This is a genomic window from Desulfuromusa ferrireducens (assembly GCF_055389805.1).
In genome coordinates this window covers 3,896,681-3,920,551 of sequence record NZ_AP042415.1, presented here as the reverse complement: position 1 = coordinate 3,920,551, position 23,871 = coordinate 3,896,681, and the positions used below count along the sequence as shown (strand labels likewise).

Here is a 23,871-nt window from a genome sequence, read left to right as displayed (position 1 = left end):
ATCCTCGTCCTGTTAATAAATAGCTGTTTTTCACACACTTAGACTATAAATCCGTAAGTCGTTTTTTACAAGGTGCAAAAGGATTGATTGGAAAGGGGCAAGTGCACAGCATTACCCAGGTCGTTCAATTTAAATAGCCTGTAAAGAAGAATAATCTTCAAAACCTTCCTCTGTGATAAGTGTCTCATCTGCTTTCCCCTGCGGCAATTCAACGATAAATTTTACTCCTTTGCCCGGTTCAGATTCCAACCATAAATTCCCCTTATGCTTATCAACCACGATTGCGTGTGAAACAAATAGACCCAAACCTGTGCCCTCGCCAGCATCTTTAGTGGTAAAAAACGGATCGAATATTTGCGACTTAATCGATCCGTCAATACCTGGGCCGTTATCTTCCACTTCTATACGTACCCTGTTTTTAATCAATGAAGAGCTGAGAATTATGGTCGGATCAGGCACTTTGTGAGCGGTTAATGATTGAGCAGAGTTTTTAATCAGGTTGAGGATGACTTGTTTGATCTCAGTTGCAACGCAGGGGACATTACTTGTTTTATCATTGTAATTTCTAGTAATCTTTATATTTATAAAATTACTATGTTTTTTAAGGTCGTAATCGGAAGCGGCCAAGTTTAAAGTTGTTTCCAGTAAGTCGGCAACATTTGTATCATTGATGATCTCTTTTTGGTGAGGTCGACTGAATTCAAGAAGTGACTTTACAATCTCGGCTGCATTAATGGCTGATTGATTGCTGTTTTTGAACATCCGCTGGACCTTGCTTTGCTCAAGATAATTCTGCAATTTGGCAAGATCAATATCGTATTCAGCAGCTTTTGTCACACTGCGCGGGTTGTTTGGATCGAGCTTCATTTTAATCACTTGCTGTGACTGCAGGATAACGCTTAAGGGGGTGTTTATTTCGTGCGCGACTCCGGCAGCAAGCCCAGCAATCGTTGTCATTTTTTCGTTGAGAAACAGCCTTCTTTCAATTTTTTTCTTTTCGGTAATATCTGTGGCAACATGAACTATGTTTTGTAACTCACCATAGCTGTTTAAAACCGCAGAAGCGCTCACGGTGAAAGTTCGGCCTAATTTTTCATGGGTTATTTCTTTCGTATAGGTTTTAAATGTTTTTGTCGTTCCAATTAATGGGCAGCCAGGGCAAGGTTCATCGGTTCCATGAAACAACTCGTGACAACGTTGACCGTAAGCTTCCTGTTCACTGATTCCTAAAATATCGCGGCCTGCTTGGTTTATATTTACAATATTCATGTGAGAATCTTGCAGCGTAATGACATTATGTATTGAATTAAAGGTTTTTTCCCACTGTTCTTTGCTTTGTCGGAGCGAACCTTCAACCTTTTTGAACGCGGTGATGTCATGAATCATGCCGAGAGAGGTGGCTGTTTTGCCATTGGCATCCAAGGTGTTCTCCGACTGTTGTTGGATTATCCTTTCTTCGCCGTTTGGTCTGATAATTCTGTACGTGACATTGTATGCAGAGTTGTTTTTTATCGCACTCAAATAGGCCTTATCGACAATATGGCGATCTTCCGGGTGGACGACTTTAAGAAATGTTCTGTAGTTGGGTAAATCGTTGTGTGGGCAAAGACCAAGTATCTGAAAAGCTTCATCGGTCCAGAGCATTTTTTTGTGTTTGTAATCATATTTCCAGCTAGCGATATTTCCCATTTTTTGCGCATTGAGCAAAACCTTTCCATTTTCTCTTAATTTGTCATGATATTCCAAGCTTTTTTTTGTCATCTTGTTCAGGCAGATATACAGGGTAAGTAGGGGCAATGAGGTCACAAGAGCGATGATGCTGCATAAATTTAAGATTTGATGGTTGTTTTGTTTGACTAAGGCCGAAATGTTTTGCAGAACGACAATGCCACCAATTATGTCTCCCTGGAAATCTTTGAAAACTGGCCAACTATAGAAAATATAATGGTTACCTTCTAAACCAACGCGTTTGTTTTGACCCACTAAATTGAAGTCTGTGGGCAGTGACAGGAATAATTCGTTGTCGTGGCTATTTAGTACAAATTCATCGAAAGAACGGATTACGTCGGTTTTTTTTTCCAGGTTCGTTGCTTTGGCCCATTCGTCGCGCAAAAAATATGCGGCACTTTGACCGCCTAAATCTGATTCCGCCATTTTCAATAATTGATGAGCTTTAATGCCAAATTCTAAAGCGCCGATGTAGATATTTCCGGAAAATACAGGCTGAACGATTCTGTAAAAAGGGCCATGTCGACCGATTTCAAAACCTGATTTTTGGATATGATGTCGATGAACGGCATCGACAATGGAGCGAACCCCACGCAGACTGTCGCCGAAATAGGTTGGATTATGCATCCGCAGAAGAGTTGTCCCATCTGCTAGGTGAAAATGCATTACCTTAAAATATGGACTTTCAACTTTGAGGGTTTCGTATATAGGTTTAAATTTTTCGTAAAGACTGTTTCTCTTATTTTTAGAAAATAATTGTGATAATTCTTTATCGCTTAGAACTAAATGTTTTAATTTGTTTTTATAATAACTATATGAGCTGCTCTCTAGTTTATTGAAGTCATTTTCAATGCTTATGAATTTTAATTTTATTAAATTTTCAATAAGGTTTTGCTGGCTAATCATAATGTTGTAAATGATTGTAATGGAAAGAAACACTATTGAGGCAGAAACTAAAAGCATCACCCTTCTCTTGTTCATAATCGTCGGTTCAGGGGTATCTCTCGAGAAAAAACTCATGTTGCCACCATCCATTTCAAAACATTTTACTCATCTAACCCGGTGATTATCCGCCTGCTATTTTGCCCGTCTTCAGAGACGCATAGTTTTGTGTCTCTGAAGACGGCGCAGTTTATCGATAATGGTGAAGCGGACTTAGAATTTACCGAACTCCAGGTCATCAAGGTTTAATTGTGGTTGTGTGGAGTTTGCCGGCCAACCTGCTTTTGCCGCTGACGCTGGTTTTTGAGCAGCAACTGGCGCAGCCCAAGAGACCGGCGGATTTTTCTGTTCATTCATCAGAGTGAAGCGTGACAGAATATGTTTCATCGACTCTGCTTGGCCGGCTAATTCTTCAGCTGCAGCGGCACTTTCTTCGGCACTGGCGGTATTTTGCTGCGTGACTTGATCGATCTGGCTGACTCCTTGATTAATCTCATTGACTCCCTGGGCTTGTTCGGTACTGGCTGTAGCAATTTCAGCAACAAGATCAGAGGTTTTACTAATACCGTTAAAAATATTCTCTAACGCTTCCGCTGTCTGGTTGGCGATCTGGCTGCCATTTTCTGTTTTCTCTACCGACCCTTCAATTAATTCGGCCGTTTCTTCTGCCGCCTTGGCACTGCGAGCGGCAAGATTTCGAACTTCTTCAGCAACCACGGCAAATCCTTTACCATGCTGTCCGGCACGGGCCGCTTCGACTGCCGCATTTAAGGCTAGCAGGTTGGTCTGAAAGGCGATTTCGTCAATGGTTTTGATTATTTTCGAAATGTTCTGACCCGCTTCGTTGATCTCACCCATCGCTGACACCATCGATTGCATTCGCTCCCCACCCTGTTTGGAGGCCACTTGTGCTTCCGTTGCTAATTGATTTGCCTGGCGGGCGTTTTCGGCATTAAGCGTTGTTTTTGATGACAATTCATTTAACGATGCGGATATTTCTTCCAGGCTACTGGCCGATTCGGTTGCGCCTTGGGACAGGGCTTGGCTCGCGTCGGAGACTTGATTGCTGCCTGCTGCAATTTGTTCCCCCGACATTTTCATTTGTCCGAGAACACCATTTAGATCGGTACAGAGTTTTTTCATTGCTCCGCGAATCTGGTCACGATCATCGTAGGGAGTGATGGTACAGCTCATGTCCCCTTGGGCGAAGCGTTGCAAAGAGGCGATAATTTCATTCTGTAGACTGTCGGCAAATCTATCCATGCTCAGCGCCATCTGCCCAATTTCATCCTTGCTATCGATATTGAGACGCATGTCCAAATGACCTGAGCCCATTTCCCCGATCATCTCGCAACTCTTTCGCAGTGGGCCGATAATTCCCCGGGCGATGCAGAAGGCAATGAGAATGCCAATTGGTAAAGCGATGGCGGCCAAAGTTATGATCCCGGTGCGGGTGCTGCTCGCTGCAGAGAGCATTTCTTCATCGGTCATGACATACTGAGCGGTTGTTGAGATGACCTGACCAAGTAAATCCGAAACCTCATTTAGGGAGGGAATCGTTTCCGTTGCATAAATACTGTTGGCGGCATTCATTCCAGCAACCAGTTCGCTCGCCCGTTCCTTGAGGTTTTTTAGATGGTCCTGGGTTTCGGCCAGCGCGGCCAAAGTCTCCCTGGCAAAGATTTTGTACGCCGCTTCTTTATTCGCAGCGTTGGTCTGGATTTTCTCGGCAGATTTATGTAAGCGTAGATGTGGCTCTTTAATGGCCTCCAACAAACGACCTAACTCGGGGTCGCTGGCAGCGACTTGCTGTCCTTTATCACTGTAAAGAAACCTGCCTAAGGCACATTGATGGCCATTAGTTTCAACTTTCAGTTCGTCTTTATTCTGCGCAAAAAAGCTGAGAACCTGATTGATCCAGGCTAAATGTTCAGCTTCTTTCTCACTGAGAAACTGGCCCAAAGATAAATCGGCCTGATGAAAGTTCTTCCCTATAGCGGTTGCGGATTCGTGAAGATTTTTATGCGGAGCTTCAATTTTTGCCAGCAACGATGATAGTTGTGGAAGAAACTTTTCTGCTTGTGTGCGACCTGTGCCGTAATACCATTGCCCGAAGCCGCATTTGTGCGGGTCCGTTTCGACGTTAAGATGTGTTACGTTGTTATCGGTCAGAAGCGCGTTGACCTGATTGGCCCATTTCAGGTGGTCTACTTCTCTTTGGACCATTTCGCCACGTAATTTGTTGCCGTCTATGACTTCGTTTGCATTGCCAACAATGCCACTGACTCCCCAGATACTCCAGCCACCAACCAGCAGCAGCAAGCACAGGACAAATCCAAAACCGAGTGAAAATTTCATCGCCAAGCGTAAGTTCTTCCAACTCATAAGCTCTTCTCCGTTGTCTTGATTTGAATTAAACAGCATTGGTTCCATTCGTCTGGTCTTCGATCACTTTGTCCAATTGGAGCAATCTCTTGAAGTGTTCGCTGCGTAAATAGGGAAGCAAACTTTGCTTGTGTAAAACACGCACATGTTTGTTTAAATAGGTGGGCAATTCTGCTTCTGTTTTTTGTCGATAAATAATAAGTGGTGTCCTGCCTTGAGTAAATTCATCCATCAGCAGCATGCCGTCGCTATGGTTGATTGTTGAGTCGATTATTATCAGGTCAATAGTTTCAGCAGTGACCTTGGCAATGCCGATACAATTCAAAATTTCATCAACTGAATGTGCCAAAGTGCATTTGTAACCAGCTAGTTTCAGCAAGAAATGCAGCTGATCGGTGGAATCGATTAATGGGTCCAGTACGAGGATGTTGTACATTACGGGCCTTTTCTTGCGAGTGAGGTTTTATGGATATGTGATTAAGCACAAATAATGCCAGCAATGTGATGCTGGTAAGTGTTCGAAATTACATGTGAATAGATATCGTTGTTTATGGCGGCGGGAAAATCTTTTGCAATGAAAGTTGCTTTTCTGAACTGAGATTGTCGTCAACTAGCTTATTTTAAAGAATAAAAAGGGGGGTTCAACTAAGGTTGCCTTTGCAACTTTAGTTGAACCCCCTTTGGGAGGGAATGGGAGTGATCAGCTTTTGTTCTGTAATCTTTTACTCAGCGCCTGATGCGAAACCCCTAAAAGCCGGGCAGCGATAGTCTGCTTTCCCTTTGCTCGCTGCATGGCTTCAGTAACCAACAGATGACTGATTTCTTTTAGGGTTGGTAGCTCTTCGGTAAAGATCACTTTACGGTGACTCGCAATGGGGATATCGCCTGGATCATGAATTGGACTCTGGTTTTCGGCCAGAGCGTCCTTGAAACGTTTCATGGACAGGACACCAGTTTGATGAACACTAACGGCATCATAGACGAGGGATCTGAGTTCTCTGATGTTGCCGGGAAAGCTATAGGTTGCCAGCAGGGTTAGCAGCTCAGGTGGAATGGTCGGAAGTTTTTTGCCAAGGGACTGCGCGGCTTCTTCAAGGAAAAAACCGATTAAAAGGGAGAGGTCTTCTTTTCTGTCGCGCAGGGCGGGGACCTCGACTTTGTGCGCCCAAAGCCGATAGAGCAAATCGCGCCGGAACGTTCCCTGGGTTTCTTTGGCTTTTAAATCCTGATTTGTTGCGACTAAAATACGCGCTCTAATTTTACGCGGTTTGTCGCTTCCCAGTGGATAGTATTCTCCTTCTTGTAAAAGACGTAATAACTTTATCTGCGATGTTAACGACAGGTCCCCGATTTCGTCAAGAAACAGGATGCCGCTATCCGCTTCCTCTATGATGCCGCGTCGCTCCTGCTCTGCTCCGGTAAAGGCCCCCTTGATGTGGCCGAACAGCGTGTCACTGAAGACAATATCATCAAGTCCGGCGACATTGACCGCGACCCATGGACTTTGGGGACAACTCACGGAATGCAACGCTTTGGCTATCAGTTCTTTACCGACACCGCTTTCCCCTGTAATCATAACCGGTTCGGGACTGTTGCTGATTGCGCTAAGGTAGGTGAAAATCCTTTGCATTTTGGGGCTTGCAGTAATGATGTCGGCAAAAGCGGGATCATTCTCTGCTCCCTGCCGCAACATGCTCTCCGCCAGAATAAGATTCTCCTGCCTCAGTTGTCTTTGCTTTAATGTCCGGCGAATGCCAGCGACGACTCGTTGTCGTTCATCGGTTTTAACGTAAAAATCTGCCGCGCCGGATTTGATGCAATCAATGGCTGTTTCAATTTGATTCACGCCACTGATAATGATGACCGGAATGTCCGGGTAGTTTTCACCGATAAACTCGAGCACCAGTTTGCCGCTCAAGTATGGCATTGTTAAGTCGAGGAGGATGAGACTGACCGGTTCCGAGTCTAAAATCGACTCTACTTTACGGCTGTCAGTACATTGAATAGTATTGGTAATCCCGGCCGAGATTTTAAGTGACATTGTTATGCTGCGCATCCAAGTCTGTTCGTCATCTACGATGAGAATTGGTTGCTCAGGATAGAGGCTTTCTGCTTCCATTCAGCGGATCTCCTATCGGCGGTAATTTAAGTGTCGCGGTTGTGCCAAGGCCTTGGGTTGAGGTGTAGCCTAAATCTCCCCGGTGCTCTTTGACAATCCGTGCAGAAACAGACAGTCCTAGCCCTGTCCCTCCCTGATCACGTTTGGTGGTAAAAAAAGGTTCCATAATGTATTTAAGTTTATCGGCTTGAATTCCCCTGCCTTCATCCGTGACCTGGAGCCACACTTGTGCTGAGTCTGGTTTATTGATAGTCGAAACAGATATTTTCTGCGTGGGATTTTGCAGCGCTTGGCAGGCATTCAATAAAAGGTTGACCACCACCTGTTCCAGACGCGCGCTGACTCCTTGAATAAGCGGCAGTTCCGGGGCTAAGGCGAGAGAAAAATAGTCGGTCGATTTTTTGATCGTATTTCCGGCCAGACGGCTGGCGACCTCGACCACCTGATTCAGATCAACCGCTTGCGTACCTCCCGAACCGTCATAGCGGGAAAAATCCCGCAAATCGGAGACGATCCGCTTTATTCGCAATGCTGCGTCGCGTGTATCGTTTAGGAGCTCAGGGATGTCCTGCATGATCTCTGTAGAGGTTAAACCACTAAAGCGCTGCTGGTCATTTTCCGGCAGGCTTTTTTCAAGATAAGGGATGAAGTCTTGGAAAACGGTTTGGATCATTTCACTGTTATAGAGAATTGAGCCGTTCGGGTTGTTGATTTCATGCGCGACTCCAGCCGCTAGCTCTCCTAGCGATGCCAGGCGATGGGAGCGGTCTGTTTCGCCACGTAGCCGCTCCTGTTCTGTAATATCTCTGGCAACATGGATAAGGAACTTTTTCTTTTCGTCGTGAAGCAAAAGCGGTGACGAAGAAACCTGGAAAGTTTTATCCAGGGTATCATGGACCATAATCTCCGAATGGCTATTGGTATCTGCGAGCGTATTCAGCAGCGGGCATCCGGAGCAAGGCAGGTCTATCCCGCGGAAAATATGAAAACATTTCTTGCCGTTTAACTCACCAAAATCGGCAGAAAAAAATTGATAGGCAGCTTTATTGGCGCGCACAATATTGAAATCACTATCCTGGATAGTGACAATGTCAGCCATGGCATCAAAGGTGTTTTCCCACTCCTGTTTGCCTTTGATGATTTCGTTTTCAAATTTTATCCGTTCGGAAACATCATCAAAAATAGTAACAATCTGTCCTGAAGGCAGTTTGCAGACATAATTATCCAGAAAGAGGTGTTGTTTACCATCAGTCGGTTGCTGAACGGGAAGCGTCTCCGACTTGCCGGTTTTCCAGACACGCTGCATGACAGCAAGCAGGCCCAGCGATTTCGATTCTGGAAATATCTGGGTAATTTTCCTCCCCAGAATCTCTTGAAGATTTATCTGTTTAGATTTTAATGCCGAAGAGTTAAGGCTATCGATAGCGAAATCGAGTCCATTGTCTACGGAACTGTAAATGGCAACGCCGCTGCTCATGTTATTGAACAGTTCGCGATATTTCTGTTCACTATTTTCGAGATTTCGCAATGTCCGTTTTCTGTCTGTTATATCCAACGCGTTAAAGATGATGCCGGCGGATAGATTGTCTGGATCAAGCGGAGTTGAGCTAAGTTCGATATTGATGATTGAACCGCTTTTTGCCTGCAGTTTGGTCTCAACACTACCGGTCCCATGTTCTCTGATCTGGGCATGTTTTTCGCGGCCGACATATTCATATTCTTTATCGCTTGGGTACAGCAGGCGGACGTTCTGGCCGATTAATTCTTCGCTACTATAACCGGTCATTTCGCTCATCCGCTTATTGACCCATTCGATTTTACGATTAGCAACCAAACCGATTCCTGCGGGGACAACGGAAAGAATGCTGCTGAGTTGTTGTTCCTTTTCCATCACTGTTTTGTGGTGTTCAATATTGGTCAATCCGGCAGAGATAGAAAATTGAATCGTTTCAGCTAAAAAGAGCAACATAGCGGAAAACTTCGCTTTGCTGACAATAGGGACACAGGAAAGACTTTCTAAATATGCCTGTTCATCAAAACCATACTTTTGTGCTTGTTGTTTAAAGCGCTTGATATCGGGTGGGGAAAAGAGGACTTGCCCAGTCAGCAGGTTGGCGACGTGCTGGCCTTGAAAGATGATCGGCATGCAACCATCGACCAGCCCGTGGTTACAGTCGGCTATGCGGGTTTTTTCATCCCGCCCCAGTTCTGCCTGTAGTGCACGACCGCTTGCCAGGCAGCTCTCATCAGACGCTGGGCAGCTGCGGTGAAAATTCAGACAGATGTCGCGCCAACCAACCCTGAGTAGCATCTGTTGCGTTTCGACATCGACTAAGCCAACGGAGAATTCAGTCGCCAGAGAAAACTGCTCGAAAAGGGATCTCAATTCATCTAGGTTTACCAAATCTTGAAATTCGATTGGTTTAAGGTTCATTTAAATCTCCGTGAATTGAATCATGGCGATGACAATGAACTATAGTACGGCAAAAGTGTGTGAAATCTCTAGGATTAGTTTTTAACTAGATAGGATTGTGTGGCGGCAAGTCATGATATTTTTAAAAAAAGAATGTTTGTATGTCTGATATCAAGACTGGCAGAATGCTGTTATTTGGTTTCTTCTGTCCTTGATAACCCGCAGACATACTCACCGATGCCACGGAGTGAGTTGTCGAGAAAATGCTGCTCCCGCGCTCGGATATCCTCGTCTAGCTGCGAAATGTTCTGGAAGTTAAGGTCATGCTTTAATAGCCAGTTATATGTTTCTCTCTGGGCTTCTTTTGCCTCTAAATCAGTGAATTGCGTAGCACCCTTAACCCAGAGCTGCAACTGTTTGAGTCCTATTTGCAAGTAATCAACCGCCGGTTCGACCAACCCATAGTGGGCAATGACCAGATAACGTGGCTGCAGATCGATCATTGTTTGCAGTGATTCAACGGCAACTTCGAGGATAAAGCGCGGTGGTGTTGCTGGTCGCATATAGATACCATCTGCCACCGGTGAGTGAACACCAGCAACCTCGCCACCAAAAAGCAAATCATCAAACAGGTAGCAGCAGTGGTGTTGAGCATGGCCGGGAGTAAAAAAACTGCGGATGCCGGTGGTGCCGATTTCTTCTGCATAACTGATATTTTTCTCCGGCACCGGAATGATTTCACCATAGGCTACCGCCAGATTGCCGAGCACTTTCTGTGAACCCTGCCAGAGCTTTTCCGGATCGATCAGATGTTTAATGCCCTGCGGATGGCAGATCACTTTTGCTTGCGGATATTTTTTCAGCAGTTCACCGGTGCCACCGGCGTGGTCGATATGGATGTGGGTCAGCAGAATGTAATCGAGCTGTTTGACTTGTAGGTGCCGCAGTTGTTCAAGCAGAACTGGAATGGTTGACAGCGGTCCCGGATCGACGACAAAAGTGAATTTATCGCTTTGGTATAGCCAGCAGCTGATGAACTTACGAAAGCCTTCCAGGTCTGGTTGATCCAGATCAATACAGCTGAGGTTGGTCAGGTTCATTCTTCCTCATCCTGTGCCTGATCGTTATCTTCCTTATTTTGATCATCCTCTTTAGCCTGGCGAACGACATCTTTAAGCCAGGCAATTTCTTCCGGCTCAAACTGTTTTTGCTGCTCGGAGCCATAATTCAGCGCCCAGTGCAGATTGGGCAGAGACATTTCGGTGATGGCATGACCGGGAATCGGTGCATATTTGGCATCTTCATCGGCCCAATCGGTGAGTCGCTTGACGGTATCGAACATCATCAAGTAGCTATTGCCATCCGCTTCAACCAGTAACGGTATCGCTCCGTCTTCAGGATCTTTTTTCTTGCCCTCTTGTTCTTTCTCTTCAATCACCGGAATAAAAAACAGGGAGTTTAGAAAGAGATCGTAAAAAAGTGGTTGCGCCTTGGGATCTTGACGACTAAGAATTAGTGCTTCATCAATTTTTGTCATGAGTTGGGAGCCTTTTAGTTGATTAAAGATCGAAGGATAATAAGGCAGATGATAGTTTTCAGCAAGAGGGGGGTGGGAATTTAGATTACTTTGTCTGCTTTGGTGGATGGTTGACCTTAATTTTTTTCCAGCCTTTAGCTTTCATGCAGATGCGGAAGTATCTTTTGTGGTCCTCAAATTCTCTGCGCGACAGGTAATGATAATAGGATGAAAAATACAAACGATTATCACGGTAGTCGTGGCGACCGAAGTAGGGGGGAGGGTAAGGGTAAAAATAGTCGTGGCGATTGATTTCTCCGGCGGCGATCAATTCGCAGGCGCTGACCGCTTGCTGCCGTTCGAGTTCACCGAACCCTTGTGGGTGTTGCCAGCTCCAGTTGTTTTGCATGGCACAGCCGGACAGCAACAGGGCAGATGCCAACACGGAGACCATCATTCTGTTCGATCGTGACTTAAACTGTCTCATCTTCTTATTATAACGCAGAAGCAAACAGAGAGCAGCGCACCGATCAGAGTAATTTTCTTTGCTCTCGTCGATCGCAGTTGTTAGTTTGGCTACAACCACACCTCCAGTGATTCGAGACAATAGATGCGCTTTATACATACTTCTGATATCCACCTCGGTAAGACATACCGAAACTCTCCTGCTGAAACCGTTCGTTATGAAGATTTCTTCCACACCTTGGAGGAAATCATCAGCGTAGCAGTGAGCGAGTCGGTCGATTTTTTTCTCCTCGGTGGTGACCTGTTTCATGTTGGGCAGATATTGCCGAAGACCTTCGCCCGTACCATTGAAACCCTGCAACCGCTAAAAGATGCCGGAATTCCCTGCATAGCCATCGAAGGCAATCACGACTGGATCCATCGGCGTGACAACATTTCCTGGATGGAAGCGCTATCGCAGATGGGTTATCTCCGTTTGTTGCGACCACAACGCAGCGCAGAAGGTGGCTATTATTTTGCCCCTTTTGATCAGGACGAGGGGATGGGTGGGCATCTACAGATCGGCGAGGTGAACATCTATGGGCTCGGTTATATCGGTGCCCAGGCTGGCAACCATGTCGAGCGGATTTGCGAAGCGGTGACGACGGAGAATAATATTCTGCTGTTTCATGTCGGCATCTGGAGTTATTCGCCGGTTGAGATCGGCAATATGAAAATTGAAGAGGCACATCCGTTGGCGGAATCCTTTGATTATGTCGCCCTCGGTCACGGTCATAAACCTTACGTCATTGAAACCCCGGAAGGCAAACCCTACGCTTATAATCCCGGTTCGCCCGATCGGGTCAATTTTGGTGAGCAGAAATATGACAAAGGCTACTACTTGGTTACTATCGATCAAGGGGAGTATCTGGTTGATTTCAGGGCGACCGATCCGCGGCCGATGCTGGTCGCGAACATCGATCTCGAAGGGGCCGAGCACGCAGAAGCTGCCTTGGCCAGTTTCTGCGTGCAGGTTAAGGAACTGCTGCCGGAAAATGTTGATCTGCGTTTGCCGCTGCTGGAGCTAAAGTTGGTCGGCCGGGTCAAGTTTCATCCTTTTGAACTGGGCCGCGAACGCCTCAAACTGGCATTGGATGAGATTGCCCCGCCGCTGCATCTGGAAGTTAAAAACCAGTTGTCGTTGTTGTCTCGTGCCAGTGACGCCGGCGATGAGCAAAAGAGTTTGACCGAGATTGAGCGCGACGTGTTGCACGAGTTGATCGGTACCAATAGCGATTACCAAGGACGCGAGGCCGAATTGACCCGTCTGGCTCTTGCTTTGCGTGCCGCTGTACAGCGGGGCGATGTCGATGGTGACGAGCTGCTCAGCCTGCTCGACGGGGAGGTGTAAGCGATGCAGATCCTTTCCATCCACCTGCAGAACATCAAATCGCATCGCGACACAACTCTGACCTTCTCCGCGGGGATCAACGTCCTCTCCGGTCCCAACGGCATCGGCAAAAGCACCATCTTCGAAGCGATCGGTTATGCCCTGTTCGGTGTCGACGCACAGAGCTTTGTCGGCAATGTTGAGCGCTTTATTTCCATCGGTGCCAAGCGTGGGCTGATCGAGATCGAGTTTGTACTCAACGAAAATGAGAACTATCGTGTCACCCGCACCGTTGGTACGCCATCGAAGTGGTTGCTGGCTAAACAGATGGCCGGCGAATTCGAGGTCGAAGAACATAAAGATATTAAGGAGACCGAAGGGCGGATCAAGCAACTGCTCGGTCTTGATAACGGACGGGCGCTGGCCGAACAGTTTGAGCTGGTGATTGGTCCGTTTCAACATGAATTCCTCGGCCCCTTTGTCATCAAACAGGCAACAAAACGGCGCGACAAGTTTGACGAAATCCTCGGCATTGCCAGCTGGCGTAAAACCTTCAATGAAACCAAGCTGCTGACCAGTGCCATCAAGGGCAAGATCGATGTATTGCAGGCTGAAATCGGCGCGCGGCAGGAACAGGTTGAGGTGTTGCCGGTTAAACAACAGCAACTCAAAGATGCTGGGCAGCAACTGACTCAGGCGCAGCTGGATTTTGCTCAGCGACAAAAAGAGTTGAAACAGATAGAAGCGCAGTTGGTGGCGCTGGATCAGCGGGAACAGGCACTGCATAAGCTGCAGGCCGACATCGCAACCCATAAAGAGCGGATCACCAACGGGCAAGAGAAGATCGCCGCACAGAAGCTGTTGATTGACGCCGCGCATAAAGCGCAACAGGTTATCAGCGAAAACCAGGCCGGTCAGCAGGCCTTTGAAAAAGCGGTCAGTGATCTGTCTGCGTTGCAGGATCAGCTTAAACAGCAGCGGCAACTGGAGCAGCAGGTCGCGGCACTCGATAAGCAGGTCGCCGCTTTGGCTGAACGGCATGCTGCTGAGTCGCGATCGGTTGAACAGTTGCGTGGGCAGTTGCTGATAGAAGCGCAGGTGCTGACTGATAGCAGGAGCGCGTTGGTTGTCGATGAATCGGTGCGGGCTACGGCTGCGCGTCTAGCGGAAATACGCAGTGCTATCGAATCACTGCGCAAGCAGCAGGGACAGTTGGAAGGGCGTCGCGCTGGGCTCGAAGAGGGGAGTGAAAAACTCGCCAGCGGGATCTGCCCGTTTTTTCAGGAAGGTTGCCTGAATATCGCCGATAAGCCGCCGCAGGATGTCTTTACCGATAAGTTCGCCGATTTGGCCCAGCAGCATGTGCAGCGCGGCCAAGAGATCGATCTGTTGCTAGAGGAAGAAACCACCGCTAATCGGGCAGATGAGCAGCTTAAGGAAATTCAGGTCAAACTCGCGGCGCTGGAGCAGCAGGGTGCCAGTTTGAACCAGCGGCGGAAGGCCAACGAAGACCAGGCTGCGGGACTGGACGGTTTGCAGCAAGAGCAAAAAAGGGCGCAGCAACAGCTTGCCGCACAGCAGCAGGCACTGCAACTGTATGCGCATTTGCAGGCCGACCTGGAACGGGTCGAAACGCAAAAACGCCAGCATCAAGCGGCTCGTGATCTTTATGTCGCCAATCAGCAGCAGGCTGCAGAACTTGAGCCGCGGCAGAATCAACTGCAAAAGTTCGAACAGTTTCTCACCCGGCTGCAGGGTGAATTGAGTGAATTGGAGGCTGCGTCGCGACAGGCGAACGAGGACTATGCTGCGGAGGCCCATCAACAGTTGCGCCTCCAGAAGGATCAATTACGCGAAACGGTCGGTGTGCTGCGGCAGAAAGTCGTCGGCCTGGATGACGATCAAAAGCGGCTCAGCGGCGAAATCGATAAGCTGAAGATGATCGTAGCGCAGATCGAAGCGAATAAATCGCAAGTTAAGGTTTACGCTGAAAAGGACGAGTTGGTTAAATTTCTGCGCAACAAGGTCTTCCGCAATGTCTCCGGTTATCTTTCGGAGCGTTTTCGCGAAGAGATCAGCCTGCGCGCTGACCGCATCTACCGCACCATCGCCGAGGTCGATGAAGAGCTTTACTGGGGGGAAAATTATCAGATTGTTCTGCGCGATCTGGATGACGGCGAAATTCGCCAGCGGGTCGATGATCAGCTTTCCGGTGGCCAGATTATGAGTGCTGTGGTGGCGCTACGCCTGGCGTTGCTGCAGACCATCGGTGCGCGGATTGCCTTTTTTGATGAGCCGACCTCCAATCTGGACGCCGCCCGGCGAGAAAATCTGGCCCACGCTTTCAGGGCGATCGATGTCGGCCGTGAAGAGGTGACCGAGCACTGGTATGATCAGCTGTTTCTGATCAGTCACGATGTCGCCTTTACCGAGGTGACCGATCAGATTGTTTCTTTGGAGCCTCGCGCAGACTGATTTTGACAGTGTTTTCACGTTGCCGGTGTGTTGAGCAGGAGCAGGCATGTCAGTCTGCCAGTTGTACCCTTTTGACCGTTCCATCCAGATTCTGTTCGTTGATGTAGCTGATCGCTCTTGGGTTAGCGGCGACCTCTGATTTTATCATTTGATCATCCTGATATTGTTGTGGTGGCAGTCCGGTTCCCGAATAGAGTGCGCGACGCCAGTACATTTTAAATTGACGAGGTGATTTTCGTATGACCGAAAAAATGAACTTTTTGTGCAGATCGTTTTCTGTTTGTAAATAGACCTCGATGCGGTGATCGTTCTCCCAAAAGTTTTTTTTGCCAAGGAAAATCTTTTCAATTTCAGCCTTCTTCATGGTTTTAACTGGATTATCATTATGGACCACCACAGCGAAATCATCAGCTGCTGTTGCGCACAATGTTGTAATAATCAGAAGAAGAAGGACTAAGTGATATTTAAGCATTTTTGATCCCCCTTCCTAAAAGTTAAATGAGGTCTTCAGGACATAATAATTCCAGAACCTTTCGACCCCCGTTGGATTAAAAATCGGTAGTTGCAGCGTGGCGCCGTCAATATTATGGTACTCCGCCCTGACCATCCATTGGTCGGTGATGTCCCAGCGAATCCCCACTCCCATATCTTTTCTCCAGCCGAGATAGTCGGGCTGTCCCTGAGCGACATAGTTGCTGCCATCGCGATCATCTTTGTTGGCATAAAACTGATCGTAAAGGGCAGAGAGGGCAATCTTTTCATGTAGGTGGTAGCAAAATTGGATATAGCCGCCCTGGGAACGGCCATCGGGGATATCCGTCCCCAGGATTTTGCGATCGCTAGTGTACTCTGTATATTCGGTACTCAGGGTCCAGTTGTTGCCTGAATATTCAGCGGACAATACGATTAGATCGTTGTTCTTCCCCTGCGCAGTGCCGGGAAAACCACCAACGGTCGCATCGAAGTCGCTCTTGCCTGTGAAGTAGGAGGCTCCGAGACGTAAACCAGCTATTGGGGGTGAATAAACCAGAGACCCACCGTAGACATACTTATTTTCGGCATCAAAATCGGTAACAGGGCCCAATGATTTTTTAGCGGCGGTTTTCTTTATCAGTAATTCCATCCCACGGGCTTGCCCAGAATCGGTTCGAAAATCGACCTTTCCGTAATATGCTTGATATTCGAGATCACCTAATAGAGCTAAATCGAAATTTCCGTAGATGCTACCACCCCAGGCGCCAACCAGCAGGTTTCGTTTGTTTTCGTCATAAACGCTCTGCGGCAGAAAAGCCATCGGACGGAGAAAGTCAGAGTCACGTTGTTGGTTGTAGAGTCCAATGGGGAGTTTGACTTTACCAAGTCTTATCCCGAGCCAATCGCGTAAGTGATAGTCAGCCATCGCCCAGTCGATGAGAACCTCGTTATCCCCTTCGGTGCCCAGGTCGCGCGAGAGGAGTTGCAGGCTTAAACGGAGATTCTCGGTCGGTGTTGCATTGAGAGTCAGGCCGAATTCGTTGAGTTGAAATGAGCCTTCTTTGGAGTCTCCGAGGTAGTTATTACTGTCGCTGTTTATATAGCCCTGGGATAGAAATCCATTGATGGTCAGATATCCACCCAGGTCGTAGGCATGGCAGGCCGGGGCAGTCAGGAATAGGAGGCTGAAAAGCAGGAGAAAGGGCAGGGTGGTTGGCCTCGACATGGCATCTCCAAATAGAAATAGCACGATTGGATTATTTTAACACTGCGTCTTATGCTAGTAAATGCTCGAAGTAAAAGTCAAGAACAACGGCTATTAATAGGAAAATAACATTCCCGTTGGTGTGACAGGTCACTTTTCGTCCATACCTTTGTATATAGACTTCCGTCAGCAAATAAGAGCCTCTTGCTTAATTGCTATGGCGGGAAACAGCGCGACAATGAAAGGCAAGAGTACCCCTGCCCGTTCGGTGGTATCCGACGGTTCGATAACTCGAAAAGAAGGGGGCGAAGATGAAAAGGATCAGTGTCCAAATCAGAGGCTATTCAGTCGGTGTTAAAAATTGTTTCCGTTGGGTTTTTGCCGTTGGTCTTACCGTTTTGCTCGCTTTGTTTATGCCGCTGTCATTTGATGGTGAAAGTAGTGCCTGGGCGGATGGACATGGCGGAAAAACTGATGTCCATGGCAAAGGATCCGCTGGGCACGGAAAAAGCGGAAATACAGATTCCATGGCGGTGCCAAGGTTGGGAATTATTTCCCGCGACGCCAGTCTCGAAATGTTTCATAAGGCGATCAGGGTCGTCGATAACGGTGAAATTTGGATAGATCAACAGCACCTGAAGCTTCTTTTGCATCGCAATGGAGCTTTGACTGACAGTGGTGAAATTAAATGTCTGAGCGCCCAGGATAAAAAAAATATCCAGCTGATTACCGAGGGGTATAAAAATAGAGAAATCGGAGAGGTCCTCTGTTTAAGTGAACACACCATCAAGGCCCATGTCAGCCGTATTTTTAAACTACTGAACGTGCGTAATCGATCTCAACTTGTTAATTTTGCCAAAGAATACAACTCCGACTTACAGCAAATTTGAGTACTCGTTACGCGTAGGATTCAACTGCCTCACCGGTTTTATACCCGCTCGCGTAGCGGTTGGCCCGAGCGAAATACAATTTCCACCAATATCAGCAACACATCTTGCTCTGTCCTCAAACTCATAAGTCATATCTCTGTGATAAAATGACATTTCTAAGTGATCGTTTTTGCGCAGTTAAGTTGCTTTGTGTGCGAAATGGTAAAAAGTTTTATTAAGGATTTCTGTATACATCGCGCCAATGTTAGGTTGTGCCATTGCGTCTTCATTTTCGTATTTTAGATCGGTGCAAAGAACTATGGTCGTCCCCTTAATCGGACAGCTTGATCTTCAGCGTGCTCAAGCATTGATAGAGCAGCAAGGTCTGCGCTACGAAACAAATTTTGATACCCAGGTCGGAATTTTTGCCGGCAATCAACTCGTGGCTACCGCTGCGCGTGAACGTAACATTTTCAAAATGTTTGCCATTGCCCCAGACAGTCAGGGCAGCAGTCTGTTGGGGGAGCTGATCTCTGCATTGGTGCAGAGTGGTTTTCAGTCCGGCTACAAATCCTTTTTTGTTTATACCCCGCCGTTTTCAGCTGATTCATTTAAAGCCTGCAATTTCAGACTGTTGGTTAATCACCACAAAGCTTGCCTGCTCGAGTTCGGCAATGGGCTCAGGCGCTATCTTGCGGCGCAGCAAAATCTGGTCACGCCGGGAAATAATGGTGCCGTGGTGGTCAATTGCAATCCCTTCACTTTGGGCCATCAATATCTGATCGAAAGCGCCGCCAGTCAGGTTGATCGGCTCTATGTCTTTGTTGTTCGAGAAGACCTGTCACTCTTCCCGTTTGATGTGCGTTTGCAGCTGGTCCAACAAGGGCTGGCTCACCTAAACAACGTCACGATTCTGGATACTGGTGACTATGCGGTCAGCAGCGTCACTTTTCCCAGTTATTTTTTGAAAGCGGACGATGATCAGCAGTCGTTACAGATGACACTCGATCTCTTACTGTTTGCCAAGCATCTGGCCCCTTTTTTTAATATCAAAACGCGCTTTATCGGTACCGAGCCTTATTGCCGGACGACCCGCAGCTATAGTGAGCTTATGCAGAAGACCCTGCCAGCGTTTCGGATCGAGGCGGTGGAACTGGATCGTTGTCAGGTGGAAGATGAGGTGATCAGCGCATTTCGGGTACGTCAGGCGCTGCGCAAAGAAGCTTACGAAACGGTCCGGCGTTTGGTGCCGGCAACAACCTTGGACTATCTGTTGTCAGCGCAGGGACGGCAATTACAAGAAAAACTTGTCACTTATCAGAGGAGGCATTGATGGAAATCATTAAATCAGCCCAGTCCGGAACCATGCAATCGAGTGATCTGATGATCTTCCTCGAACCGGCTGCAGAGTTGAGCATAGAGATCGAATCAACGGTGAAGCAGCAGTTCGAGCATCTGATTCGTGCCCAGGTGGAGAAGGTTCTTGAGCAGCATCAGGTGACTGCCGGACAAATCAGGATTAATGATCGCGGCGCACTCGATTATGCAATCGTCGCCCGGTTGGAAGCAGGCTTAAATCGTGCCTGTGCGCAGCATAGTTAGGAGACAACTCTATGGATGGGGCCTGGTACAAAGAATGGCAGCAGGGGCGGCGCTTTATTATCAAGATCAAGCCGGGTGAGCAGATCCGCGAGCGGTTAAATGCCTTTGCCAGCGAAACCGGGATAAAAAATGCGGTCATCATTTCCGCTGTCGGTTCGGTGGTCAACATTCACTATCGCGGCATCAAAACCGGTGCCAAGCGGCCGATCACACCGCCGCGCATGCATCAGCATCAGGTTCAGGGTCCGCTGGAACTGCTCGGCCTGGAAGGTAACCTGATTTCCAATGAAGCAGGTGAAATCGACTGTCACCTGCACATCATGCTGGCGAAAAGTTCCGGTGAGGTGATCGGTGGCCATATGTTCGAGGCCGAAGTGTTTGCCAGTTGCGAATTGATTTTGACGGAAATTCTGGTCGAAGGCGTCGCGCGGCAGGCATCAAAAAGCGGCGGGATCGCAACTATCTATATTGACGAGGAGTAAGACTTATGTCCGGATTTCATTTGCGGCGCTCAATGCTCTACGTGCCGGGAAATATGCCCTCGATGTTGCAGAATATCCCGATATTTGAAAGCGACGGGGTAATGATCGACTTGGAAGATGCGGTGCCGCTCAGTGAAAAGGACGCCGCACGGATTCTGGTGCGTAAGTTCCTGGATAACTATCGCGATCACAATAAAGAAATTCTGGTGCGGATTAATGCCCTCGATACCAAGTGGGGTGAAGATGACTTGCGTGCTGTCCTTCCGGCACTGCCGGACGGTATCCGCCTGCCGAAGGCCGATACTCCAGAAATCGTTGAAACCCTCGACACCATGCTAACCGAGTTTGAAGAAGAGTTGGGTCTGCCGATCGGGCGATTTAAGGTTCTGCCCTCGATCGAAAGTGCCGAAGGGGTGATTAACTGTATCCGCACGGCGAAAAGTTCTCCGCGACTGATTGGTCTGGCGTTCGGTGCTGAGGATTATACCGCCAGCCTGGAAATCGAACGCACCAAGCGCGGCGAGGAACTATTTGCTGCCCGTACTCGGGTGGTTTGGGCCTGCAAGGCGGCCGGAATTCAGGCGATCGACACCATCTTCTCCGATGCCGGCGATATGGACGGGCTGCGCCGCGAGACGGAACTGATCAAGACCCTCGGTTTTTCCGGCAAGTCGTTGGTCAATCCGCGCCAGATCGATGTGATTCACGAGGTTTTCGCGCCCAAGCAAGCGGAGGTTGATTACGCCCTGCAGGTCGTTGAAGCGATTCAAAAGGCCCGTGAAATGGGCACCGGTGTTATTTCGCTGGGCGGAAAAATGATTGATGCACCGGTCGTAAAGCGGGCTGTCAGTACCCTGAAAACCGCGCAGGCGCACGGCTTGATCGATATCGAACTGGATGAAGAGGTTATTTATGGTCAGGAATAGTCTTGGGCGCAGTATCCCGGAAAGTTTTAATGGACAACGGTTGACCCCTTATCAGGATCCGTTCAGCCGGATGCCCCAGGGAGCCCATGCTACAAGGGCACTGCGGCGCTTCAATCCGGGTCAAGATAAGGTACTTAAATCGTTGCGGGCGGCGATCGAGGCGGCCGAGCTAAAGGATGGTATGTGCATCGCTACCCATCACCATCTGCGCAACGGTGATGCCCTGCTTGGCGCCGTGGTCCGTGAACTCGATGCCCTCGGTCTGCGTGATATCAGGATCGCCTCCAGTTCTATCCACCCGGTGCACGCCGAGCTGATTCCGTTTATCGAAAAAGGTGTCATCAGCGGTTTTGAGTGCGGTGTAAACGGTCTGATCGGCGAAAGTATCTCCCGCGGTGAGTTGACCTGCCCGGTGGTGGTCAGAACCCATGGCGGCAGGGCACGCTCAATTATCTCTGGTCAGGTGCAGATCGATGCCGCCTTTATCGCCGCGCCGACCTGCGACTGTTACGGCAATATGAACGGCTACTTCGGGCCCTCGGCCTGCGGCAGCCTCGGCTATGCACATACCGATGCCCTCTATGCGAAAAAGGTCATCGCCGTTACCGACAACCTGGTGCCCTATCCGGCGACGCCGATTTCCATTCCGCAGACCCTTGTTGATTTTGTCGTGCCGATCGACTCTTTGGGTGATCCGAGCAAAATCGTTTCCACCACCACCCGCATCACCCGCGACCCGGTTGGATTGCAGATCGCCAAATATGCAGCGCAGGTGATCGAAGTTTCAGGCTTGCTGCAGGATGGATTTTCCTTTCAGACCGGCAGCGGAGGAATCTCGCTGGCGGTTGCCGATCAGGTGCGCAAGAAGATGCAGCAGCAGAGCATTAAGGGCAGTTTCGGCTGCGGTGGCATCACCGGCTATTTTGTCGATATGCTCGAAGAGGGGCTTTTTAAGACGCTGTTCGACGTCCAGTGTTTCGATTTGAACGCCGTCGAATCAATCGGAAAAAATGCTGGGCATCTGGAAATAAGCGCCGACATGTATGCCAACCCCTTTAATGCCGGGGCGGTGGTCAATCAGCTCGATTGCGTCATCCTTGGCGCCACCGAGGTGGATGTCAATTTCAACGTTAACGTCAACACCGAGTCGAACGGCCTGCTGCTGCATAATACCGGCGGTCATAGCGATACTGCGGCCGGGGCCAAGCTGTCGATCATTACCGCGCCGTCGATTCGTGGTCGCCTGCCGATTGTCAGGGATGAGCTGACCACCGTCACGACTCCGGGGGAGACGATAGATGTCATCATTACCGAGCGGGGGATTGCGGTTAATGACCAACACGGTGATCTGAAACGGGAACTGCGGAAACGGAAACTTCCAGTCAAGGATATCCACCAATTGCAGGAAGAAATCTATCAGCTCACCGGCCGACCGCGGCCCTTGGAGTTTAGTGACGACGTGGTTGCGCTGATTGAGTACCGGGATGGGACCATTATTGATGCCGTACGAAAAGTTAAGAGCTGAACTACTAGAAGTCCGTGAGCAACGTGAACAACGGCGTTTACAGACCAGCCAGCGCATGCAGCAAACCCTGGTGCAGTTAACGCTCAATATCCCCGGTCCGGATAAGGTTCCGCCGGGAGCCAAGGAATTGTTCGGCTGGGGCTTGCGGCAACTGCTGGAAATGCTGTCACTGGTCGAGAGTTGCACGCACGGTCAGGATCTGCTTGGTCCCTGGCTGCTGCTCGGCAGCAGCAGTGATGCCACCCAATTGAAGCGGCAGGCGGTAGTTTTGGAACATTCTCAGCCGGGCGGACGCTTGCTCGATATCGATATCTACGACAGACAAGGTCGACAACTGGATCGGAAATTTATCGACCTGCCAGCGCGGTCCTGCCTGGTCTGCGATCAAGTGGCGATTGAGTGCATCCGCCAGCAAACACATAACATGACTGAATTGAAAGTGCGCATTGATGAGCTGCTTACCCCTTTCCGATCTTGAAGCATTTGCTTCCGCCCTGGTTGATGGCATTAAGGCCGAGCTGTTCCTGACACCAAAACCGGGACTGGTTGATTTAGCTGATGTCGGTTCACACCCCGATCTATCATTGGTGGCGATGGTGCGCTCTGTTGCACTGCTACGCGATTATCTGCGCCGTTTAGCGCTCGCCATTCATCAACAACGTCCTTTTAGTGAGTTGCAAACGATCGGTCAAACAGCAGAGCAGCGTATGCTGACAGAACTGGGAAGTAACAGCCACCGCGGTGGTATCTTTCTCAGCGGATTGCTGCTCTATGCCTACGCTGACTGTGGCAGCGAACGACCGGATCGTCTCTCACACACCGTTGCCTTGCATGCCGTGCGTTATTTCCAGCAAACCAGAAATTCGACCAGTAATGGACAACTGGCGCGCCAGCGTTACCAGACCGGCGGAATTATCTCCGAATGCCTTAACGGTCTGCCCGGAGTTTTCAAGGTCGCGCTGCCGGTGTTGCGAGCCAATGGAGGCGATTTTCAACGTGGCTGCTATCTGGCGATGGCCAGGTTAATGCAGTACTGTGACGATACGACCTGTCTGCATCGGGGCGGACAGACCGGGTTGGAACGGATGCGAAGAGCAGGGGCGGAGTTGGAGCAGAGCCTGCTGTCAGGTAGTGATCCACAGCCGCTATTAAGGCAGTTTAACGAGGATTTTCGCAGCAAAAATTTGACCATGGGAGGGGTGGCTGATCTGTTGGGACTGACCTTCGGCTATCTGAACTTCACCATGGCGCGTGGTACCCAAGCGGCGTTAGTTACTGCCGCAGCAATTTAAAGAGTCCGCGAACAACTTTTGTCTCGTCCGTCTTAAATGGTTGTCGATTCCGGTGTGGATTTCAGTATACTGATGACGAAATTTA

Annotated in this window: 20 protein-coding genes; 10 read left to right on the top strand and 10 right to left on the bottom strand. The window is 48.8% G+C overall.

Annotation, left to right across the window (positions count from 1 at the left end; genetic code table 11):
• Positions 1-129 precede the first annotated feature (129 nt).
• The 8 genes from ACZ5PT_RS17525 to ACZ5PT_RS17490 form a co-directional block, all read right to left on the bottom strand.
• Complete coding sequence (locus ACZ5PT_RS17525; protein ID WP_464264309.1) at positions 130-2,748, bottom strand: ATP-binding protein; 2,619 nt, start codon at positions 2,746-2,748, stop codon at positions 130-132.
• 135 nt (positions 2,749-2,883) lie between these two features.
• Entirely contained in the window at positions 2,884-5,055 is a 2,172-nt protein-coding gene (locus ACZ5PT_RS17520; RefSeq protein WP_464264308.1) for a methyl-accepting chemotaxis protein, read from the bottom strand.
• Positions 5,056-5,083: 28 nt separating this feature from the next.
• Positions 5,084-5,491, bottom strand: coding sequence for a hypothetical protein (locus tag ACZ5PT_RS17515; protein ID WP_464264307.1), 408 nt, complete (start codon positions 5,489-5,491; stop codon positions 5,084-5,086).
• Between the two features lie 264 nt (positions 5,492-5,755).
• The gene (locus tag ACZ5PT_RS17510) at positions 5,756-7,174 is read right to left on the bottom strand and encodes a sigma-54-dependent transcriptional regulator (protein WP_464264306.1); all 1,419 of its coding nucleotides are present in this window, start codon (positions 7,172-7,174) and stop codon (positions 5,756-5,758) included.
• A complete protein-coding gene (locus ACZ5PT_RS17505) occupies positions 7,149-9,608 on the bottom strand; it encodes a PocR ligand-binding domain-containing protein (protein WP_464264305.1) in 2,460 nt (819 codons plus the stop codon). Before ACZ5PT_RS17505 ends, ACZ5PT_RS17510 begins: the two co-directional genes overlap by 26 nt.
• A 170-nt stretch (positions 9,609-9,778) precedes the next feature.
• Positions 9,779-10,687: an MBL fold metallo-hydrolase gene (locus ACZ5PT_RS17500; RefSeq protein ID WP_464264304.1), complete on the bottom strand. Its 909-nt coding sequence runs from the start codon at positions 10,685-10,687 to the stop codon at positions 9,779-9,781.
• Complete coding sequence (locus tag ACZ5PT_RS17495; RefSeq protein WP_464264303.1) at positions 10,684-11,124, bottom strand: SseB family protein; 441 nt, start codon at positions 11,122-11,124, stop codon at positions 10,684-10,686. The genes ACZ5PT_RS17500 and ACZ5PT_RS17495 overlap by 4 nt, the downstream gene beginning before the upstream one ends.
• A gap of 85 nt (positions 11,125-11,209) precedes the next feature.
• Positions 11,210-11,548, bottom strand: a complete 339-nt coding sequence (locus ACZ5PT_RS17490) for a hypothetical protein (RefSeq protein ID WP_464264302.1) — start codon at positions 11,546-11,548, stop codon at positions 11,210-11,212.
• Between the two features lie 165 nt (positions 11,549-11,713).
• On the opposite strand from ACZ5PT_RS17490, the gene ACZ5PT_RS17485 reads away from it, so the two are divergent.
• Complete coding sequence (locus tag ACZ5PT_RS17485; protein WP_464264301.1) at positions 11,714-12,958, top strand: metallophosphoesterase family protein; 1,245 nt, start codon at positions 11,714-11,716, stop codon at positions 12,956-12,958.
• 3 nt (positions 12,959-12,961) lie between these two features.
• Positions 12,962-15,412 (top strand): AAA family ATPase, encoded by a 2,451-nt coding sequence (locus ACZ5PT_RS17480; RefSeq protein WP_464264300.1) that lies wholly within the window; start codon positions 12,962-12,964, stop codon positions 15,410-15,412.
• A gap of 49 nt (positions 15,413-15,461) precedes the next feature.
• Here the strand turns inward: ACZ5PT_RS17480 and ACZ5PT_RS17475 are convergent, their stop codons facing one another.
• Together ACZ5PT_RS17475 and ACZ5PT_RS17470 are read right to left on the bottom strand one after the other, a co-directional pair.
• Positions 15,462-15,884 carry a hypothetical protein gene (locus ACZ5PT_RS17475; protein ID WP_464264299.1) on the bottom strand — a complete coding sequence of 141 codons (423 nt, stop codon included), beginning with the start codon at positions 15,882-15,884 and terminating at the stop codon, positions 15,462-15,464.
• 15 nt (positions 15,885-15,899) lie between these two features.
• Positions 15,900-17,111, bottom strand: a complete 1,212-nt coding sequence (locus tag ACZ5PT_RS17470) for a hypothetical protein (RefSeq protein ID WP_464264298.1) — start codon at positions 17,109-17,111, stop codon at positions 15,900-15,902.
• A gap of 290 nt (positions 17,112-17,401) precedes the next feature.
• On the opposite strand from ACZ5PT_RS17470, the gene ACZ5PT_RS17465 reads away from it, so the two are divergent.
• From ACZ5PT_RS17465 to ACZ5PT_RS17430, 8 genes are all read left to right on the top strand, one after another.
• Complete coding sequence (locus ACZ5PT_RS17465) at positions 17,402-17,980, top strand: helix-turn-helix transcriptional regulator (RefSeq protein ID WP_464264297.1); 579 nt, start codon at positions 17,402-17,404, stop codon at positions 17,978-17,980.
• 298 nt (positions 17,981-18,278) lie between these two features.
• Positions 18,279-19,292: a [citrate (pro-3S)-lyase] ligase gene (locus ACZ5PT_RS17460; protein WP_464264296.1), complete on the top strand. Its 1,014-nt coding sequence runs from the start codon at positions 18,279-18,281 to the stop codon at positions 19,290-19,292.
• Entirely contained in the window at positions 19,292-19,561 is a 270-nt protein-coding gene (gene citD / locus ACZ5PT_RS17455; RefSeq protein ID WP_464264295.1) for a citrate lyase acyl carrier protein, read from the top strand. The genes ACZ5PT_RS17460 and citD overlap by 1 nt, the downstream gene beginning before the upstream one ends.
• Before the next feature lie 11 nt (positions 19,562-19,572).
• The gene (locus ACZ5PT_RS17450) at positions 19,573-20,043 is read left to right on the top strand and encodes a PPC domain-containing DNA-binding protein (protein ID WP_464264294.1); all 471 of its coding nucleotides are present in this window, start codon (positions 19,573-19,575) and stop codon (positions 20,041-20,043) included.
• Positions 20,044-20,048: 5 nt separating this feature from the next.
• Positions 20,049-20,969 carry an HpcH/HpaI aldolase/citrate lyase family protein gene (locus ACZ5PT_RS17445; protein WP_464264293.1) on the top strand — a complete coding sequence of 307 codons (921 nt, stop codon included), beginning with the start codon at positions 20,049-20,051 and terminating at the stop codon, positions 20,967-20,969.
• Positions 20,956-22,494 carry a citrate lyase subunit alpha gene (gene citF, locus ACZ5PT_RS17440; protein ID WP_464264292.1) on the top strand — a complete coding sequence of 513 codons (1,539 nt, stop codon included), beginning with the start codon at positions 20,956-20,958 and terminating at the stop codon, positions 22,492-22,494. The genes ACZ5PT_RS17445 and citF overlap by 14 nt, the downstream gene beginning before the upstream one ends.
• Positions 22,469-22,972: a citrate lyase holo-[acyl-carrier protein] synthase gene (citX, locus tag ACZ5PT_RS17435; RefSeq protein ID WP_464264291.1), complete on the top strand. Its 504-nt coding sequence runs from the start codon at positions 22,469-22,471 to the stop codon at positions 22,970-22,972. Before citF ends, citX begins: the two co-directional genes overlap by 26 nt.
• Positions 22,944-23,786, top strand: a complete 843-nt coding sequence (locus ACZ5PT_RS17430; protein WP_464264290.1) for a triphosphoribosyl-dephospho-CoA synthase — start codon at positions 22,944-22,946, stop codon at positions 23,784-23,786. Before citX ends, ACZ5PT_RS17430 begins: the two co-directional genes overlap by 29 nt.
• The last annotated feature ends 85 nt before the right edge of the window (positions 23,787-23,871 follow it).

Coding starts and splice junctions, on each gene's coding strand:
- ACZ5PT_RS17525 (WP_464264309.1), bottom strand. CDS start 2,748: ATGAGTTTTTTCTCGAGAGATACCCCTGAACCGACGATTATGAACAAG.
- ACZ5PT_RS17520 (WP_464264308.1), bottom strand. CDS start 5,055: ATGAGTTGGAAGAACTTACGCTTGGCGATGAAATTTTCACTCGGTTTT.
- ACZ5PT_RS17515 (WP_464264307.1), bottom strand. CDS start 5,491: ATGTACAACATCCTCGTACTGGACCCATTAATCGATTCCACCGATCAG.
- ACZ5PT_RS17510 (WP_464264306.1), bottom strand. CDS start 7,174: ATGGAAGCAGAAAGCCTCTATCCTGAGCAACCAATTCTCATCGTAGAT.
- ACZ5PT_RS17505 (WP_464264305.1), bottom strand. CDS start 9,608: ATGAACCTTAAACCAATCGAATTTCAAGATTTGGTAAACCTAGATGAA.
- ACZ5PT_RS17500 (WP_464264304.1), bottom strand. CDS start 10,687: ATGAACCTGACCAACCTCAGCTGTATTGATCTGGATCAACCAGACCTG.
- ACZ5PT_RS17495 (WP_464264303.1), bottom strand. CDS start 11,124: ATGACAAAAATTGATGAAGCACTAATTCTTAGTCGTCAAGATCCCAAG.
- ACZ5PT_RS17485 (WP_464264301.1), top strand. CDS start 11,714: ATGCGCTTTATACATACTTCTGATATCCACCTCGGTAAGACATACCGA.
- ACZ5PT_RS17480 (WP_464264300.1), top strand. CDS start 12,962: ATGCAGATCCTTTCCATCCACCTGCAGAACATCAAATCGCATCGCGAC.
- ACZ5PT_RS17475 (WP_464264299.1), bottom strand. CDS start 15,884: ATGCTTAAATATCACTTAGTCCTTCTTCTTCTGATTATTACAACATTG.
- ACZ5PT_RS17470 (WP_464264298.1), bottom strand. CDS start 17,111: ATGTCGAGGCCAACCACCCTGCCCTTTCTCCTGCTTTTCAGCCTCCTA.
- ACZ5PT_RS17465 (WP_464264297.1), top strand. CDS start 17,402: ATGAAAAGGATCAGTGTCCAAATCAGAGGCTATTCAGTCGGTGTTAAA.
- ACZ5PT_RS17460 (WP_464264296.1), top strand. CDS start 18,279: ATGGTCGTCCCCTTAATCGGACAGCTTGATCTTCAGCGTGCTCAAGCA.
- citD (WP_464264295.1), top strand. CDS start 19,292: ATGGAAATCATTAAATCAGCCCAGTCCGGAACCATGCAATCGAGTGAT.
- ACZ5PT_RS17450 (WP_464264294.1), top strand. CDS start 19,573: ATGGATGGGGCCTGGTACAAAGAATGGCAGCAGGGGCGGCGCTTTATT.
- ACZ5PT_RS17445 (WP_464264293.1), top strand. CDS start 20,049: ATGTCCGGATTTCATTTGCGGCGCTCAATGCTCTACGTGCCGGGAAAT.
- citF (WP_464264292.1), top strand. CDS start 20,956: ATGGTCAGGAATAGTCTTGGGCGCAGTATCCCGGAAAGTTTTAATGGA.
- citX (WP_464264291.1), top strand. CDS start 22,469: ATGCCGTACGAAAAGTTAAGAGCTGAACTACTAGAAGTCCGTGAGCAA.
- ACZ5PT_RS17430 (WP_464264290.1), top strand. CDS start 22,944: ATGAGCTGCTTACCCCTTTCCGATCTTGAAGCATTTGCTTCCGCCCTG.